Genomic DNA, 19,493 nt, shown 5'->3' with positions numbered 1-19,493 from the left:
GCTATTGCCTACCTTTCCCCGTGCTGGTTAGTATCTGGCACGGGGAAACAGGCAGAACAGAGATTAGATTTCCTTTTTATCATTAGTCTTATGACAGATTACAGAACAACCTTGTACAACGAGGTGCTAACCCTGATAAGCAGGCTGAAAGCAATTGACCCACGTAAACTTTCCGGCCCAAAGGGATTTTGGGAAAACGGAATGGATATAGTTGACTTAGTAGACATTATTCTGGCAGTAGAGAAGAAGTATAATGTGGTGATTCCGGACGAAGTGCCCTTATACTCGATCGATGATTTTGTAAACTACCTGCAAATAAATACTGCCACCGAATAAAGACTCCTGTTTTCATTTATAGTTTTTTTAACCCAAACGAAGCGGGTGCAGGACAATGTCCTGCACCCGCTTTGTATTTATGCACTGGTAACTATCAGGCACACCTCTGCCCAACCAGAGGTAACAGCAACTTAGGCCACGTATTCCTGGCAATCTTGAAGACAGCTAAACCATTACATCCAATAATGATCGTAGAATTTCCGGGAGGGCTGCTTTCTACCATACATGTAGTACACGAGGTACCCTACACCATATAGCGCCAGAACCAGCATGATGACTAACTTTTCCATAACATTCTCCTGATTATTATACATATATTTATACGTTGCTTCCGCTAATTTGCTATGGATATATTCCTATTTTTAAGCGCAGGTGTGTTGACAGGAGCCGGAAAAGCAGACACTTCCGGGAAACTATGTCATCGAGCTACGCCCTGAAAGTATAGCCATTTATACTTTCACGGTTTCCTCCTGAACACAGCACTTCCTGGCCCTACAGCAGCGAATACTGTTCTCGCCGTCACCGCTCCTAATTTTTCAGTCCAACTTGCTTACTTTCTGCTCGAAACTTTGTAAATTAGGTACAGTGAGACACCTGATCGCCATATTCCTGCTTGTGGTGTATACCTGCACCGGTACCACCCTGCAACAGCTGCAGAAAGCACCTGTACTGCTGGAGCATTACAGGGAGCACCAGGCGATCGTTACCGATGTTTCGGTCATGGACTTTCTGGTGCTGCATTACCTGAGCGGCAACGTAAAAGACGCAGACTACGACCGCGACATGCAGCTCCCCTTTAAGGCAACCGATTTTGTTGCCTCAGCCAGCACTGTGGCTTTTATGCCCGCCTTTTACCCCGAGCTGATCTTTACCCCACCCCTGCTGGCTCAGGTACATGGCATAGCCCTGGACGAAGATTTTACCCCATCCCGCTACCTTTCCGGTATCTGGCAGCCGCCACAAACCTCCTGATTTTTTTGCTCCAGGTGCCCGTATGCCGGAACCAGCCGTGTGAAGCCTGCCTGAACAGCTATACTTCCACAGCTGATTCCTGCCATTACGCAGCGCGCAGCCTTTCAGCAATCCTGCACAACATCACTTTTGCGAATGACTTGTATCATTGTATTAAGAAAAAGTATAAGCAATTTTTAATCCTCCGCGTTGTGTTAAAAGAAATACAACGTAAGAATAAAAGAGCTGATGTTCAGGCAGGTACACTTTGCATAGAAAGGCTCCGTGGCTTAGGCACCAGTTAAACCGAACTTTTACTTAAAAAGAAATCAGCGATGGACCTAACACACATTCATATGCTGCTGAATCATTTCCCTATTATCGGGACTTTGATCGGCGCTTTCGTTATGCTCTGGGGCATGATGAAAAACCAAAAAAACATCAAGGCAGTGGCGGCTGCCATCATCATCAGCATGACCCTTATGGCTGTTCCGGTATACCTGACCGGTGAGCCTGCCGAGGAACGGGTAGAACATCTTCCGGGCGTTTCAGAATCCAGTATCGAAGAGCATGAAGAGGCCGCCGAACTGGCTATTTGGGTAATGGCGGCGGCAGGTGTGGCCTCCCTGGCAGCCCTGCTCCTGCAGTACCGTTCCGCCTCCAGGCTGCCCTTCAGTATTGCCGCCATACTTGCGCTGCTGGCCTTTGTTGCCATGGCACGTGTGGGGTACCTGGGTGGTCAGATCAGGCATACAGAGCTGCGAACCGATCAGCAGGTAAGTCAGCAGGCAGATAGCTACCAAAAAGAAGAGGACGATTAAGTAGGTACATATGCTGAACAAGATCATATCCTTTTCAATACAGAACAAGCTCATTGTAGGGCTTTTCGTGATCGGGCTGATCGTGATCGGTGCTTACAACGTTACCCGGCTGCCTATCGACGCCGTGCCCGACATCACCAACAACCAGGTGCAGGTGATCACGATTGCCCCTTCGCTGGGTGCACCGGATATCGAACGCCTGGTTACCTTCCCGGTAGAGCAGGCGAACAGCAACATCCCCGGTATCAAAGAGATCCGCAGTTTTTCCCGCTTTGGCCTTTCGCTGGTCACTATCGTGTTTGAAGACGGGATTGATGTGTACTGGGCACGGCAGCAGGTGGCAGAGCGATTGCAGACGGTCGCTAGCCAGATACCCCAGGGTGTGGGTACGCCGGAATTGGGCCCTGTCACAACCGGACTGGGCGAGATCTACCAGTACATGGTACGCCCCAAAGCCGGTCACGAAGGCAAGTATAACGCCATGGAACTGCGTACCATCCAGGACTGGATCGTGCGGAGGCAGTTGCTGGGCGTGCCGGGCGTAGCCGATGTCAGCAGCTTCGGCGGCCTTCTTAAACAGTATGAGATTGCCATAGACCCCTCCCGGCTGAAATCCTATGGCCTAACCATTTCGGATGTATTCACGGCACTGGAGAACAACAACCAGAACACCGGTGGCTCCTACATCGACAAAGGCGACGCCGTGTTGTTCATCCGTAGCGAGGGCCTGCTGGGCACTTTAGATGATATCCGAAGTATAGCCGTCAAAAACACCGAAAACGGCACTCCCCTATACATCCGAGATGTGGCCGAGGTAAACTATGGTCACGCCACCCGCTTCGGCGCTATGACCTACAACGACAAAGGCGAAGTAGCCGGGGCCGTGGTGATGATGCTGAAAGGCGCCAATAGCAACCAGGTGATCAAAGAGGTAAAGGCCCGAATTGCCCAGATACAGGAATCGCTGCCGGAGGGCGTGGTGATCGAACCCTTCCTGGACCGCACCAAAATGGTGAACAACGCTATCAGCACAGTAGAAAAAAACCTGCTGGAGGGTGCCCTGATCGTGGTGTTTGTACTGGTGCTGTTTCTGGGAAATTTAAGGGCTGGTCTGATCGTGGCTTCCGTTATCCCGCTTTCCATGCTATTTGCCATTACCATGATGAACACCTTTGGTGTGAGCGGCAACCTGATGAGCCTGGGTGCGCTGGACTTTGGCCTCATTGTAGACGGAGCTGTGATCATCGTGGAGGCTGTGCTGCATACGTTCCACTATAACAAGCGCTTCGCCACGACCAGCCGCATAGATCAGGCGCAGATGGACGATACGGTGCAGCAATCGGCAAGCCGCATGATGAACAGCGCCATTTTCGGGCAGATCATCATCCTGATCGTGTACCTGCCTATACTTACGCTGCAGGGCATTGAAGGCAAAATGTTCAAGCCGATGGCACAGACCGTAACGTTTGCTTTAATAGGCGCCGCCATACTTTCCATTACCTACGTGCCCATGATGAGTGCACTGTTTCTTAGCAAAAAGATCAGCCACAAACTCACCTTCTCAGACCGCATGATGGGTCGTATAGAGCACTTCTACCAGAAGCGCCTGCGCCGTGTTATCCAGTTTCCTAAAACCGTGATTGCCGGAGCTGTGCTGTTGTTTGCGGGTGCTGTGCTGGTGCTGATGAGGTTGGGCGGTGAGTTTATCCCGAGCCTGGAAGAAGGCGACTTTGCCGTGGATACGCGCGTGCTGACAGGCAGTAACCTGAATACAACCATCCGGTCAACGCAGCAGGCAGCGGGCATACTTTTAGACCGCTTCCCGGAGGTAGAGAAAGTGGTAACTAAGATCGGCTCTGGAGAGATTCCCACCGACCCCATGCCCATCGAAGCCAGTGACATGATGGTGATCCTGAAACCAAAAACGGAATGGAAATCGGCCAAAAGCTTTAATGAGATGGCCGAGAAAATGGGCCACGCCATTCAGGATGTGCCTGGCATTACAGCCGGTTTCCAGTACCCGGTGCAAATGCGCTTCAATGAGCTGATGACCGGCGCACGGCAGGATGTAGTGTGTAAGATCTTCGGCGAAGACCTGGATACCTTAGCTCGCTACGCACAAAAATTGGGCAACCTGGCCACCACTGTTGAAGGTGCCACCGACCTGTATGTAGAAACCGTAACCGGCATGCCGCAGATCGTGATCAAGTATAACCACGCTGCCATTGCACAGTATGGCTCCAACATCGTTGACATCAACCGGACGGTGAATGCCGCTTTTGCCGGTGTCAGCAGCGGGCTTGTGTTTGAAGGGGAACGGCGCTTTGACCTGGTGGTGCGCCTGCAGGGGGAATTGCGCCAGAACCTGAACGACGTAAAAAACCTGCTGGTACCGACTCCTTCCGGGCAGCAGGTGCCCTTATACTTATTGGCAGATGTACAGCTGGAGCAAGGCCCTTACCAGATTCAGCGCGAAGACGCTAAGCGCCGCATTATGGTGGGTTTTAACGTGCGTGGCCGTGATGTGCAAAGTATAGTGAATGAACTGCAGCAAAAAGTACAGCAGCAGATCAAGCTGCCGCCCGGCTACTATGTGGTGTATGGCGGTGCCTTCGAGAACCTGGAAGCTGCCCGCAAGCGGCTTTCCGTTGCGGTACCTGTTTCGCTGGCACTCATTTTCCTGCTGCTATACTTCGCCTTTCACTCCATTCGCTACGGTTTGCTTATCTACTCGGCCATACCGTTGTCGGCAATAGGCGGCATTTTCGCCCTCTGGCTCCGCGACATGCCGTTTAGTATTTCGGCGGGTGTAGGTTTTATTGCGCTGTTCGGGGTAGCGGTGCTGAACGGTATTGTGATGATCGCGGAATTTAACCGCTTGCGTGCTGCCGGTGGCATGAGTTTGCAGGAGATCGTGCTGGAAGGTACAAAGTCGAGGTTGCGCCCTGTGCTGATGACGGCAAGTGTGGCAAGTATGGGCTTTTTGCCAATGGCCTTAAGTACGGGAGCCGGCGCCGAAGTACAGCGCCCGCTGGCAACGGTGGTAATCGGTGGCCTGATCGTGGCCACTATGCTAACCCTGTTCGTGCTGCCTTCGCTGTACATCCTGTTTGAGAAAGCGGCCCATCACGAAAAGAAACCACTCAAACCAGTTGCGCCGGCTGCGGTTGTGGTGCTATTGTTACTACTCCCCAGTCTGGCCGCTGCCCAACAGCCCATTTCCCTGGATAAAGCCATAGACAAGGCGGCACATCAAAACGCGCTGTTACAAAACGATCGCCTGCAGGCAGCTGCCCTGCAAAAGCTTCAGGGCACGGCCTGGGATATTCCGCAGACCACGTTCTCGGGCGAGTATGGCCAGATCAACACGGCTTACAACGATACCCGTTTTAGTGTGTCGCAAAGTATAAAATTCCCGAAAGTATATACCCAGCAAAAGCAGGTGCTCAGGCACGAGTGGCAGCAGGGCGTGCTGCAATCTGAGCTTACGGCTTTTAACCTGCAATGGCAGGTAACGCAACTATATTACGAGCTGCTGTATACCCAGGAAAAGCAGAAGCTGCTGCTACGAGCCGATAGCCTGTACTCTGAATTTCTTCGCACAGCCGAGCTACGCTTTGCTAAAGGTGCCAGCAACATCCTTGAGAGAAACACGGCCCAGACACAACGCGGGCAGATAAGCATACAGCTAAAGCAGTTGCGGCAGGAAATGGCGGGACTTCAGCAGCAGTTTCAGCTACTGCTGAATACCGACACCCTTTACATGCCTGCTGCCCACCCGTTAAAGATAGAAGTGCCGATAAACACGGATACGGCTACCATGGCATCGCACCCTTATCTTAAACTGCTGCAGCAACAGCAGGAAGTTAGCCAGGCCCGCACCAAAGCAGAACAGAGCCTGCTCCTCCCCGACCTGCACATTGGATACAACAACCAAAGTATAAAAGGGCTGCAGAATGTAGATGGCGTAGAACGGAATTATACTTCCTCCGACCGCTTTTCGTCTGTAATGCTGGGGGTGGGCGTGCCGGTGTTCTTCGGTGCCCAAAAGTCCCGGATACAGGCTGCCCGGGTGCAGGAGCAGGTGGCGCATAATAGTTTGCAGGCCGGTAAGCTGACATTGGAAACGGAACTACGCAAGGCGCTGGAGCAATACCGATTGGCAAACGAGAACCTCTCCTACTTTGAGCAGACAGCCCTGCCCAATGCCAAATCTATCATCACAACAGCTGACGAACAGTTCCGTAACGGCGAGATCGATTACCTGGAGTGGGTATTGCTCACCAACCAGGCTATTACCCTTCGCACCAACTACCTCGACGCCGTCAGGAGCTACAACCAAAGTATAATGGAAATAAAAGCCCTTACCGGAAGCAGATAACCTTATGAAAAAGCGACAATTTTTATACTTCGCCCTTGTGGCTGGTCTGCTGGGAGGCTGCAGCACCGAACAGCCCGCCGAATCTACCGTTGCTGAAAAGCCACAGGAGACCAACCTGGTACAGCTTACGCCAGCCCAACTGAAAAACGCCAATGTTAAGACCGGCAAACCGGAACGCAAGACCATTGCCACCGCCCTGCAGGTAAACGGCATGATGGAGGCTCCGCCGCAAAGTATGATCTCGGTGAGCGTGCCGCTGGGCGGATACCTGAAAAAAACTACCCTGCTGCCTGGCATGCACCTGAAAAAGGGGCAACAGATGGCCGAACTGGAAGACCAGTCTTACATCCAGCTGCAGCAGGATTACCTAACCGCCAAAGCGCGCCTTGCCTACCTGGAGCAGGAATATAACCGCCAGCGCGAGCTGAACCAGAGCAAAGCCAGCAGCGACAAAGTATACCAGCAGACCCAGGCCGAATACAGGAGCCAGCAGGTACTGCTGAAGGCCTTAGGAGAGAAACTGCGCATGGTGGGCATCAATCCGAATCGTTTAACGGAGAGCAATCTTTCCCGCACGCTCCGCATTTACTCCCCTATTGATGGTTACGTGACCAAAGTGAACGTGAACACCGGCAAGTACGTCGTGCCGACAGATGTGCTCTTCGAGCTGGTTGACCCGCGCGACCTGCACCTCATGCTGACCGTATTTGAAAAAGACCTGGACAAACTGGAGATCGGGCAGCAGGTGCTGGCCTATCGTGCCAATCAGCCCGAGAAGAAATACCCTGCTAAGATCATCTACATCGGCAAGGATGTGGCGGATGACCGTGCCGTGGAAGTACATTGCCATCTGGAAAAGGAAGATCCGGCGCTGGTACCGGGCATGTTCATGAATGCAGAGATCGAGGTGCACAGTAAGGAAGCCTATACATTGCCCGAGGACGCCATTGTGCGCTACGGCAACAAGCAGTATGTATTTGCAGCCCGCGACAGCGGCATTTTTGAGATGGTGGAAGCACAAACCGGTAACTCGGAACATGGCTTTACCGCGCTGGTACCAAGCCCTACGCTACAACCGGAAACCCAGACCTATGTAACCAAAGGAGCCTACGCCCTGCTGATGAAGCTGAAGAACAAGGAAGAAGAGTAAATCATATGTATACTTTAAACCTCTCCTGATATGGCTGCCATAGATTCTTTACCCGATAGCAAGTATACCAAAAGCCTGCAGACTGAGGTAGACGCTGCTTTTCTGTACGAGCGCATTGCCGCTGCCGAGGAAGTGCCTGCCATTGCCGGCATGTTTCGGGAGCTGAGCGAAATAGAACAGGAACATGCCTCTAAAATGAGCGAAAAGCTGCGGCAGGATGGTATTTCAATTTCGCTGCCACCACCCTCCTGGCGCGCCCGTGTACTGGACCGTATCGGGAAAACCCTCGGCTACGGCTATGTGATCGGGGTGCTGATGGACACCGAGAAAAGTATAACTGCAGCCCAGCTGGCCCAAAAAGAGAAAAACCATATACCCGTTTCCGGAGACGAAGCCAACCATGTGAAAATTCTGCAGTCGCTGCTCAACAACAAGAGCAAGATAGCCGGCGAACACATTTCCCGCATAGAGGGCAAGCACCGAACCATTGGCGGAAATGCGCTTCGGGCTGCTGTGCTGGGCGCCAACGATGGGCTGGTATCAAACATGAGCCTGGTGATGGGCGTGGCAGGCGCCACCGACGCCGGAGACAGCGTGCTGCTGGCTGGTATGGCTGGTTTGCTGGCCGGAGCCTTGTCCATGGCACTGGGTGAGTGGATATCGGTGAAGAGCTCGCAGGAACTGTACGAGCGGCAAATGGCGCTGGAAATGCTGGAGATCGAAACCAACCCGGAAGGCGAAAAGCGCGAACTGGCCCTCATCTACATCGCCAAAGGCATACCCGCAGCGCAGGCACACCAGATGGCCGCTGCAGCTATGGCTGACACCGAACATGCCCATGAGATCCTGGTAAAGGAAGAGCTCGGTATCAACACGGAGGAACTGAGAGGCTCTGCCTGGGAAGCAGCCATCACCTCTTTCCTCCTGTTTGCAATCGGCGCCATACTTCCGGTTATCCCATTTTTCTATGCTACCGGCTATTCTGCTATCATTCAAAGCCTTGCTTTCAGCACTGTCGGGTTGTTCTTGATCGGTGTTGCCATCACCCTTTTTACGGGCAAAAGTATCTGGTATTCGGGCTTCCGACAGGTGCTCTTCGGGCTTGCAGCCGCAGCCATTACGTTTGGCATCGGCAAGCTGATCGGGGTAAGTATAGCTGGTTGATGTTCCTTGTTTTGCAGGCGCCACTTTTACCATAGGGCTAACAATGTTTGTATGGCTGTGATATTGACGGGATTAGTAGCTGAGCTTTCCTTATCAACTGAGATGATGAAAAGCATTTTCCATTACTGGCTGCCCCTGTGGTGTTGGTCATGGTTATGAGCAGCCAGAACCTGCTGGCTCAGGAAACAGACACGCTTAAAAAATTTCAGACTCCCGGCCCGACACTACCTTAAAGGTACCTTTCTACAAATCCAGGCTTTTCAAAGCTACCATTGTATCCGCCATCCTGATCTGATATGGGGAGTGGTACGGTGTAGGAGCCTATGGCATCGCGACAGGTGTAGGCGCCATCCGTATGCTGAAGAACATGCATTGGCAATCGGATGTGTTTGTAGGAGCCGGCTCGGCATACTTTCTACGCACCTCCCTTACCTGTCGCACCGCAACCGCTGGGGCCGCCTGCCTTATACCTTGGTACCCTCTTACAACTATAACACACCAGGCTTTGGCCAGTTCATCAACCTCGATGAGCTGTACACCCACAGCACGCTCCTGTAGTAGCTGCTCAACACAGAGCAAAACCGGATCAAAGCCCTAGAATAGCTGGTGTCCCTTTACAGCCACTGCAGGCGCTGAAGTAATGTAATGTAGTTGCATGCTGAAGGAAGTATAGTACCGAAATACTGCAGGCTGATTCACCATTTCGTGATCTTTTTACCGGCAAGAATGAAAGTTTCTTGTTCGCAGGATATTTAGTGAAAAGGCTGAATTTGCTGATGAACAGCTAAGTATAAACTGTGAATAAACTGGCCCATCATTTCCGGGCTGCATCGCACCTGCACAACCCATAACACAAGCCTAAATCCAATGAACTCAATTACTTAGCTTCTGGTTTAAACACGTATACTTGAATATTCATCCGTGCCCGTCCCGGGTAAATACTGAGCGCGTTTACGGCTGAACAAGAGGGAAGTCGGAACATATTGTTTTTAGCATTACTACTGAGCAGACACTCCAGCAGTAGAACAAAATAGTACGCATGAAAACTTTACAACCTGCCCACGGGCAGCCAGAAAAACAACTTAATACCCATACGGCAAATGCGCTGACGAATAGCGCAGAAACTGAATATCTAACCTTTTGCTTTTTACCTGCTGCCAAATGCCTGGAGGCACGTTGGCACAGACCCGTAAGCAGCAAAGAGTACAAGCAGGGAATCCGCTCCATTGCCGTATGCATTGCCACCCTGCGGGCTAAAATGCTCCTGATAGATTTTACAATGATGGGCACCCCTACCATTGCCGACCAGAACTGGACCGCATCGTTTCTGAAAGAAGTGATGAAGCATTCCTTGTTGCGCTACTGCGCCAGGGTACTGTCGACCGACGAAGCGCAGTTATTTGCGCACGAGGTGGTTGTAGACAAGGTGCACAATTTCCCTTACATCTCGCAGGTATTTACCTCTGAGCAAGAAGCAAAAGCCTGGCTGTTCAAGGATATGCCAGCTGCCGACGGATTAAACGAACGTATCGCCATTCCTTTTAACTTCAACCTGAAAGAACTGAGAAAGCTGAATCTACAGCCTCATGCCGCATCAGATACTCAAAACCCGACTCCTGTTACAGACAAGGCAGATACCGTTAGCATTGAGTATCGGACCGACTATGTAGAGATAAAGATTGACAAAAAGAAAAGCCTGCTCTCGCTCCGATGGTTAAGGCCGCCGCAAAGCCGCGAGTACCGGTATAGCATGTTAAAGGCAGCCCGGGCAGTGTTGGAGCACAAACTCGAAATAATGCTGCTCATCAACTACAAACTGGGTGTGCTCACACTTGCAGATCAGTCCTGGGTGGTACATACAACCACGAACATTGCCAACAGAGCAAATCTCAAAAAGCTGGCCATTGTCGCTTCTCCCGACTCCCTGCAGCAAACCATGAGCGACTCTATCTGCAGCAAGCTCGAGTGCATGAACCTGCCCTACACCCTGCAGTACTTCCTGACAGAGGATGAAGCGCGCATGTGGCTGCTGGCCTGACAAAAAGCCTGCAGGCGCTTCTCAATTTTAGTTAAAGTATATATTATAAATGCAGGCAAAACACACTGGTAACGTATACTTTATCTGTATACTACTTGCCTTTTCATGTAAGTTATGTGCCACTTCAAACGCAAAAAAAACTATGGAAACAAAAAGCACAGTCCGCCTATCTGTGAGTAGCCCCGCTTTTCGCGAAGGTGAACATATACCCTCCCGCTATACTTGCGACGGGGAAAATATAAATCCGGCGCTGGAAGTGGGCAGGTTACCGGAGGGCACGCAAAGCCTGGCCCTGATCGTAGACGATCCGGATGCGCCGGGTGGCACCTGGACCCATTGGCTGGTCTGGGACATTGACCCAGCCACCACGCTCATCCGCGAAGACAGCAAACCCGGTACAGAAGGCCGGAATGATTTCGGTAACGTGCAGTATGGCGGCCCCTGTCCTCCCGGCGGCACGCACCGCTACTATTTCAAACTCTACGCACTGGACCGGAAGCTTGGCTTGCGCGAGGGCAGCAGCAGGCAAGACCTGCTGAAAGCCATGGAGCAACATGTGCTGGGCTCCGGCGAGCTGATGGGCAGGTATAGCCGCCTGTAGTCCGGTTATACTTTCTTTATCCCGCCTCAGCCACTCAGCCATCGAATTGTACCCGCAGAGGCAGCCATCTTCAGGGAAAGTGCTATATTTAGGCCTTCCATTGCTAACCGAACTGAAGACATGAGAATAACTCCTTCCCTAGCCTGCCTCTGCGGGCTGCTGCTTTTTACCCAAAGCTCCTTTTCCCAAAACTTGGATGTGAACAAGGATGTAACAAAGGCGCTGAAAAAGGTAAAGCCCAAAGCAATCAAAGGCCATATTCAGTATCTGGCAGATGACAAGCTGAAAGGCCGCCAGCCCGGCACCGAAGGCTACCAGATGGCTGTTGACTATGTAACAGACAAGTATAAGAAGCTGGGCGTAGAGCCCGCTGGAGAAGACAACACCTACCTGCAGCGCGTACGCATTCGCAAGTCCTTTACCGGGGCTGACGCTACCTTCAGCAGCAAAAGCAGCCAGGGCGTGCAGGAGCTCCTGACCTTTGGAAAAGAATACACCATCTACCCACACGCTGAAGAGCAGGCTGTAAGCGTCGAAGCGCCGCTGGTATTTGCCGGATATGGCATCAGCGCACCGGACATGGGCTACGACGACTACGCAGGCCTGGATGTGAAAGGAAAGATCGTCCTGATCGTGCGCGGCACCCCGCAAAGCTTCCCGAACACCGTAGCCTCCTACAGCATGGACATGCAGACCATCCTCCGCACGGCTGCACAGCACGGGGCCATTGGGGTTATTGTAGGCGCTACCAGCCCTGCTGCCTCCGTGCCGGACCTTAAGAAAGGGGTTTACAGCGTGATGGGCCCGGATGGCAAAGTAGCTGTTTCCCGCAACTACGTTTCTAACCAAATCAGGCTGCTGGCCAGCATCAACGCCGAAACCATGGCCAAGTACCTGGCAGGTGCCGGCCTGGAGCTGGACAAGACAGTAGCTGCCCTGAAAAGCGGCACACCGTCCTCTGCCCCGTTGAATGCCACCATCAGCGCAGCCTATACCTCCACTTATCAGGATATCGAAAGCTACAACGTGGTGGGCAAGATCACAGGCTCGGATCCGAAGCTGAAAGACGAATACGTGGTGCACAGCGCTCACCTGGACCACGTAGGTGTCGGCACGCCAATCAATGGCGATTCGATCTACAACGGTGCACACGACAATGCCTCCGGGGTTGCCAGCGTACTGGAAATTGCCAGGCTCTACACAGCACTGAAAGAAAAGCCGAAACGCTCGGTATTGCTGGTGATGGTAACAGCCGAAGAGATGGGCTTACTGGGCTCCGCCTATTTTGCCAAATATCCTACCGTGCCGAAGCAAAGTATGGTAGCCAACATCAACACCGATATGCCTACCATCATTGCCCCGCTGCTGTCGGTAGTAGCCCTGGGTGCGAACCACTCCAGCCTGGAAGAACAGGTGGCAAATGCCAGCTCGTACCTTGGCCTGAGTGTTGAGGCCGATCCGGAGCCGAACCAGAACCGCTTTGTCCGCAGCGATCAATACAGCTTTGTGGTTCAGGGTGTTCCTGCCCTGCACATCAAGTATGGCAACAAGACCGCAGACGGGCAAAACAACCTGAACAAGCAGGTGGAAGTATGGCGCGAGAAGCACTACCACAAGCCACAGGACGAGCTAAACGACACCTTCGATTTCGAGGCCGGACGCAAGTACGTGCAGCTTAATTTCCTGATCAGCTACCAGGTGGCACAGAACCCGCAAAGACCAAGCTGGAAACCCGGCGATTTCTTCGGCACCCGCTTCAGCACTTCAGTCGCGCGATAAGTTAAATTCAGTATTTTGGTGCTATAACCGCATATTATATAACAAAAAAGGCCGGAGGATTTGACCTCCGGCCTTTTTTTTCAGTAAAAGATAATAGGTAGCTATGGAAGAGAGATATTATCAGATCGGCGACATCAGCCTGCATGCAGTAGAGGCTGGCAATCAGGATGGGCAGGTTATGCTGTTTCTGCACGGTTTTCCGGAGTTCTGGTATGGCTGGCACAAACAGCTGGACTTTTTTGCTGAAAAAGGATTCCGGGCAGTGGCAGCCGATCAGCGCGGCTACAACCTCAGCAGCAAGCCCGAAAACGTAGACGATTACACCATCGAAAACCTGACGTGTGATATTGCCGGCCTCATCCCACAGCTTACCACTAATAAGGTGGTGCTGGTAGGCCACGACTGGGGAGGTGCCGTTGCCTGGGCTACGGCTATGCAGCACCCGGCGCTTATCTCATCATTGGTCATCCTCAACATGCCACACCCTGCCGTCATGCACGAGCACCTGACCAAAGACCCGGAACAAATGCTGAAGAGCTCTTATGCGGCTTTTTTCCAATTGCCTATACTTCCTGAATTGCTGGGTTCTGTCATCGATTTCACCATACTCAAACAGGCAATGATCAACTCTTCCAAACCCGGCACATTTACTGATGACATGCTCGAGCGCTACGAAGAGGCCTGGAAGCAGCCGGGCGCGCTCAACGCGATGTTTAACTGGTACCGGGCATACAAGTATAAAAACTTTGATGCGGACCACGAGATCAGCTCGCCAACCCTGCTGATCTGGGGAAAACAGGACAAATTCCTGGTGCCGGAGATGGCTTTGCAAAGTATAGAAAAATGCAGCAATGGAAAGCTGGTGTTCCAGAGCGATGCCACCCATTGGCTGCACCACGAGAAGGCAAAACAGGTAAACGATGAGATCCTGCAATTTATACTTGCTCAAGAGCCGCAATCCCCACTTACTATCCGGTAAAGATCACATTATACCTGTCTGGATATAACTATTTATACTTCGGATCACCCATTGTACATCAATCCAAAACTATACTTTCGTACTACTACATTTCTATATCTGATTCCTTTCTGCAGCTATATCCCAATTTTAGTGCAAAAAAATTCATATTACAGTTCATCCTATACCCTCTAAATCCGTAAAGGCAAGTCGTAGACCCTAAATCGTAGAACTATCGCCTCTGCCAAACATATCGGAATTACTTTCCTGAAGGTGCTTATGTGGCTGCTCATTGCAATAGTCGCATTGCTGCTCCTTATTGTTGTTGCCCTTCAGTTTCCTGCGGTGCAAAACTTTGCAGCACACAAGGGTGCCTCCTACCTTTCCAAGACCCTGAAGACCGAGGTGCGCATCGGTAGCTTTACCACCGACTGGCGTAATGCACTGGTGCTGAAAGAGGTATACATAGAAGACCAGCAACAGGACACGCTCTGGTACAGCGAGCGCCTGGGAGCAGACATGAAGATCCTTTCGTTGCTGAAAGGAGAAGTAAATGTGAGCAAGCTGGACCTGCAGAACGCCACGGCCAAACTGCACATACGGCCCGATAGCAGCACCAACTATGATTTTATACTGGATGCTTTTGCCACCGATACCACTGCAGCCCAGCCCGTCGACACCACGGCAGGAGCCATGAAGATCAACCTGGACCTGATCAACCTGGAGAACGTGTACGTGAACTTTAACGATGAGCTGGGAGGCAACCACATCCGGACCCGCGTGGGGCAACTGGTCACCACCATGGATGAGCTGGACCTGGATGCAGAGAAATACCTGGTGGATGAAATAGAATTGCGCAACACCTGGGTAGATTATGTGCAGACCAAACTCCCGCCGGACACCACCTCAGAAGCCGAGCCCCTGACCATGCAGTTTGGCCTGAACCGGGTGGAACTGGAGAACCTGAAAGTAAACTATGTGAACCGGGTTGCAGAGCAGCGCATCAATCTAAAACTTGGCAAGTCAGAGCTTGTAGCGGATAATATTGACCTGCCCAATGCCCGCATCGACCTGAAAAGCTTTGACCTGCACAACACCTCTGTTGCCTACTCCCAAGACAAGTATAAACCATCCGACTCACTGGCCGTGAACCCGGAGCGCACCGCAGAAGAACTCGACAAAGCCGTAGAAGAAACCCAGGGCCAGCCCGTGAACTGGGTGCTGAACCTGGGGAAAATGGATGTATCGGGAGTAGACGTGGCTTTCGATAATTTCAATGCTCCGGAGCTGAAACGGGGCATGGATTACGACCACCTGCGCTTCAGCAATGTGCAACTCGATGCTGAAGATATACTTTACAGCCTAAGCAAAATGACGCTGGATATAAACCAGTTAAAGCTTAAAGAGAAAAGTGGCTTTGAAGTACAAAACCTGCAGGCAGCTGTGAACGTGGACTCGACCCGCGCCAGCCTCAGCGACCTGAACCTGAAGACCGGCTACAGCCAGATCAACAAGGAACTGGCCGTACGCTACCCTTCCATGGAAGCGGTTTCAGAAAACCCGGACCTGCTGGCCCTTGACCTTGACATCGAAAACAGCCGCATTGGCATGCAGGATGTGCTATACTTTGCTCCGGATATGGCTGCGAACCCCTCGTTCCGTAAGATCGCCAACTCCACGCTTCGTGTAGACGGGCAGGTACAAGGCCGCCTGGATAACCTGACCATACCACGCCTGCAGATAGCCGGTCTGCAAGGTACCAACATAAGCGTGCGTGGCAACATCCGCAACATCATGGAGCCGGATAAACTGTACATGGACTTGGACATCAATCGGCTTGCCACCACCCGCACCGACATCCTGGCCCTGACCCCGCCCGGAACGTTGCCGCCCAATGTGCGTATTCCCAGCACCCTGAACATGACGGGTACCTACCGCGGTGGCCTTACCTCCTTCGATGCTACTGCCAACATCCGGAGCTCTGCCGGCAACGTGGATGCCGTAGTGAACATGGATCCGGGGCCAAAAGGCGCTGAGCCTTTTACCGCCACCATCACCACCAACCGCCTGGATGTAAGCAAGCTGCTGACCGACAGCCTGGGGGTAGGCATTGTGTCGATGTCGGCAACTATAAAAGGAGCCGGCCTGACACCCGAAACCATGCGGGCACAGGCAAAAGCACAGGTACGGGAGCTGAGCTACAACAACTATACTTACCGTAACATTGGTATGGATGCGACCATCAACCGGAACCTGTATACGGTAGCGGCCACATCCCGGGACCAGAACCTGAACTTTAACCTGAACGGAGATTTTAACCTGCGCAACAGCCGGCAGCCAAACTATAACTTTGCCCTTGACCTGGGCGGCGCCGACCTGAAGAAGCTTAACTTGTATGGGGAAGAACTGGGGCTGCAGGGGCGTATCACAGGTAATTTCACCGGTGCAGATGCAGGCACCTTAAGCGGAAAGATGGAGATGCGCCAGTTCCTGGTGCGCCACAACCAGAAAACATTCCCGATCGACTCGTTGCTGCTTACGCTGGACCAGCGTGGCGGCGGTCTAGCTGTAAATGTGACCTCCGATGCCATGGATGCAGAAATGCGCTTTGCCAACACCCTGGCAACATTGCCTACGGCCATGCAAAAGCACTTTTCCAATTATTTCGACCTGCAGCCTGACCCGCCCTACCCTGCCGACCTGAGCCTGGGAGATTTTGCCTTTGAGATCGGGCTGAAACGTACCGACCTGATCACCTCTTTTGTACCGGGCCTGATGGAACTGCAACTGACCGGGCCTTTAACCGGAACGTACGACCGCGAAACCCAGGCACTGAAAGTGGATGGCGCCTTCAGCTCCATCAAGTACACTGACTATACTTTGAAGAACCTTACGCTGCAGTTCCGAGGCGACCGTAACCAGATCGGATACAATGTAGGGTTGGGCAATGTAACATCACCATCCTTCAGAGCTAAAAATGTATCGCTGGTTGGTGCCGCCCGCGACAACGACCTTACCATGCGCCTGGCGGTGGCCGAGAACAACGGGCAGGAACGTTTTGTACTGGGCGGACTGCTCAACAGCCTGGGCAAAGGGTACCGCTTTGCCTTCAATCCGGATCAGCTCGTAATCAACTACGACCAGTGGCGTGTACCACAGGACAATTACCTGCAGTTCGACACCAACCTGCTGTATGCGCACAATATCCGGCTGGAACGCAATAACAGCTTTGTTGCGCTAAACAGCACCGGCCCTGTTACGGCTACGGCTCCCATGCAGGTGCAGTTCGGCAACTTCGATATTGGCTATCTGATGCGATCGTTCCAACAGCAGGACAGCCTCATGGCCGGAACCATAAACGGAACCGCTACCTTGCGCGACATCATGTCCGGCAGCCCGGGCTTTACGTCCGATATCACCGTTTCCAACTTTGCCTACATGGGCACGCCGGTGGGAAACATTGCCCTGCAGGCAAACACGGCAGCCAACAATCGCTATAACCTAAATGCTGCACTTACCGGCAATGGAAACCAAATGCTGGTTACCGGCTTCTACGAAGCGCAGCCTAACGCCGGTCTTCTCAACCTGAATGCCGACATCAACAGCCTGAGCATGGCAGCACTGGAAGGGTTTATGCAAGGTATGGTAAAGGATATGGCGGGAACGGCAAACGGGAACCTCCGCATCACAGGTACGCTGGACGATCCAAACATCACCGGTGTGCTTAACTTTAACCAGGCTCAGTTTAACGTTGCCATGCTGAATGCCGTGTACCGCCTGCAGAACGAGCGACTGGTATTCAACGAAGATGGGATCAATTTCTCCAATTTCACGCTTTCCGATTCGCTGAACAACCCGCTGGAGATCAACGGCACCATTTATACCAAGACCTACACCGATTACCGCTTCGACCTGCGTGCCAATACCCAGAACTTCCTGGCGATGAACTCCACAGCGAAGGACAATGACCTCTATTACGGCACTGTACGCATCAATGCGGACGCAACCATAACTGGTAACCTGGCAGAACCTGAAATAAATGCCAGGGTGCGGGTGTTGGATAATTCTGCTCTTACGGCCGTAGTTCCCGCAGACGAAGCCGGTGCTGCCGAACGCGAAGGCATTGTAGAGTTTGTAGACCTGAGCGATTCGCTGAATGTAATACTCAAGCGAGGGCTGGAGGAAGAGGCAGCTCAATCAGGCTTTGTAGGGGCTGATATCGAAGTAGAGATAACGGTTACTGATGCTACACCGATCACCATCATCATGGACCCGATCACGGGTGACAACCTCGTTGTTAAAGGCGAAGCTTCTCCGATCGTATTTGGCATGACACCAAGCGGCCAGATGAATATGACAGGGCGATATGAAATCACAGAAGGACAATATAAAATGGCCTTTTACGACATTGTATCACGGGAACTGGATATTGCCAAAGGCAGCTACGTTGCCTGGGAAGGTGACCCGCTGCAGGCAGACATCAACATAACAGCTATTTATAACATTAAAACGGCCCCACTGGAACTGGTTTCTTCAGAGCTGGCCTCACTGGAGCAGGCCGAACAAAACCGCTACCGTACTCAGCTGCCGTTCCAGGTATACGTGAATGTAGAAGGTGAAATGCTGAAGCCGGAGATTGGATTTGACATACAGTTACCCGAGCAGCAGCGCAATGCTTATGACGGACAGATCGAAAATAAACTGATAACGCTGCGCCAGGACGAGGCAGAAATGAACAAACAGGTTTTCTCGCTGCTGGTACTAGGCCGCTTTATGGCCCCTGACCCGCTTCAGAGTTCTGGTGGTGGTTTTGCCTCTACTGCTCGCAACTCCCTGAGTGGGGTCATGAGCGATCAGTTAAATAACCTTACGCAGCGCTATGCCGGTGGCCTCGGCCTCGAACTTGGTGTTAACTCCTACGAAGACTACTCATCGGGTTCAGCTGAAGGCCGCACGGACCTGGATGTGGCGGTACGCCAGCAGTTCCTGAACGAGCGGCTGACGGTAAGAGTAGGCAGCGCTATCGGGCTGGAAGGCAAAGGGCCGCAACAAAGTGCAGGCGGAGGCTTTGGCGGCAATATTACCGTAGAATATTCGCTTACACCGGACGGACGCCTGCGGGTAAGTGGTTTCCAGCGAGACAGGTACGAAGACATTATTGAAGGCGATATACGCGAAACAGGCCTCTCGCTGATCTTCGTACGCGATTATGATAACTTCTCCGACCTTTTCCGCAGCCTGGAATCCAGAAAAGCAAGAAAGGTGGAGCGCCGTGAAGAAGCGTTGCAGGAAATCAGAACACAACAATAGACAC

Annotated in this window: 12 protein-coding genes; all 12 read left to right on the top strand. The window is 52.3% G+C overall.

Annotated elements, in window-relative coordinates:
• Positions 1-90: 90 nt before the first annotated feature.
• The 12 genes from MJ611_RS15780 to MJ611_RS15725 all read left to right on the top strand — a co-directional run bounded on the left by MJ611_RS15780 (position 91) and on the right by MJ611_RS15725 (position 19,489).
• The gene (locus MJ611_RS15780; RefSeq protein ID WP_250431069.1) at positions 91-336 is read left to right on the top strand and encodes an acyl carrier protein; all 246 of its coding nucleotides are present in this window, start codon (positions 91-93) and stop codon (positions 334-336) included.
• A gap of 585 nt (positions 337-921) precedes the next feature.
• Positions 922-1,308 (top strand): hypothetical protein, encoded by a 387-nt coding sequence (locus MJ611_RS15775; RefSeq protein ID WP_250431067.1) that lies wholly within the window; start codon positions 922-924, stop codon positions 1,306-1,308.
• A 335-nt stretch (positions 1,309-1,643) separates the two neighbouring features.
• Positions 1,644-2,108: a hypothetical protein gene (locus MJ611_RS15770; RefSeq protein WP_250431066.1), complete on the top strand. Its 465-nt coding sequence runs from the start codon at positions 1,644-1,646 to the stop codon at positions 2,106-2,108.
• A 10-nt stretch (positions 2,109-2,118) separates the two neighbouring features.
• A complete protein-coding gene (locus MJ611_RS15765; protein ID WP_250431064.1) occupies positions 2,119-6,489 on the top strand; it encodes a CusA/CzcA family heavy metal efflux RND transporter in 4,371 nt (1,456 codons plus the stop codon).
• Between the two features lie 4 nt (positions 6,490-6,493).
• The gene (locus MJ611_RS15760) at positions 6,494-7,639 is read left to right on the top strand and encodes an efflux RND transporter periplasmic adaptor subunit (RefSeq protein ID WP_250431062.1); all 1,146 of its coding nucleotides are present in this window, start codon (positions 6,494-6,496) and stop codon (positions 7,637-7,639) included.
• Positions 7,640-7,669: 30 nt separating this feature from the next.
• On the top strand, positions 7,670-8,803 hold the full coding sequence (locus MJ611_RS15755) for a VIT1/CCC1 transporter family protein (protein WP_250431060.1): 1,134 nt from the start codon (positions 7,670-7,672) through the stop codon (positions 8,801-8,803).
• Between the two features lie 372 nt (positions 8,804-9,175).
• Positions 9,176-9,361 carry a hypothetical protein gene (locus MJ611_RS15750; protein WP_250431058.1) on the top strand — a complete coding sequence of 62 codons (186 nt, stop codon included), beginning with the start codon at positions 9,176-9,178 and terminating at the stop codon, positions 9,359-9,361.
• A gap of 481 nt (positions 9,362-9,842) precedes the next feature.
• Positions 9,843-10,841, top strand: coding sequence for a hypothetical protein (locus MJ611_RS15745; RefSeq protein ID WP_250431056.1), 999 nt, complete (start codon positions 9,843-9,845; stop codon positions 10,839-10,841).
• 142 nt (positions 10,842-10,983) lie between these two features.
• Positions 10,984-11,442, top strand: coding sequence for a YbhB/YbcL family Raf kinase inhibitor-like protein (locus tag MJ611_RS15740; protein ID WP_250431054.1), 459 nt, complete (start codon positions 10,984-10,986; stop codon positions 11,440-11,442).
• A 120-nt stretch (positions 11,443-11,562) separates the two neighbouring features.
• Positions 11,563-13,221 (top strand): M28 family peptidase, encoded by a 1,659-nt coding sequence (locus MJ611_RS15735; RefSeq protein WP_250431052.1) that lies wholly within the window; start codon positions 11,563-11,565, stop codon positions 13,219-13,221.
• 103 nt (positions 13,222-13,324) lie between these two features.
• Complete coding sequence (locus tag MJ611_RS15730) at positions 13,325-14,200, top strand: alpha/beta fold hydrolase (protein WP_250431051.1); 876 nt, start codon at positions 13,325-13,327, stop codon at positions 14,198-14,200.
• 258 nt (positions 14,201-14,458) lie between these two features.
• Complete coding sequence (locus MJ611_RS15725; protein ID WP_250431049.1) at positions 14,459-19,489, top strand: translocation/assembly module TamB domain-containing protein; 5,031 nt, start codon at positions 14,459-14,461, stop codon at positions 19,487-19,489.
• Positions 19,490-19,493 lie beyond the last annotated feature (4 nt).

The organism is Pontibacter ruber, assembly GCF_023630205.1.
GTDB classification, from domain to species: Bacteria; Bacteroidota; Bacteroidia; order Cytophagales; family Hymenobacteraceae; genus Pontibacter; species Pontibacter ruber.
This window is presented reverse-complemented; position numbering and strand designations above follow the sequence as displayed.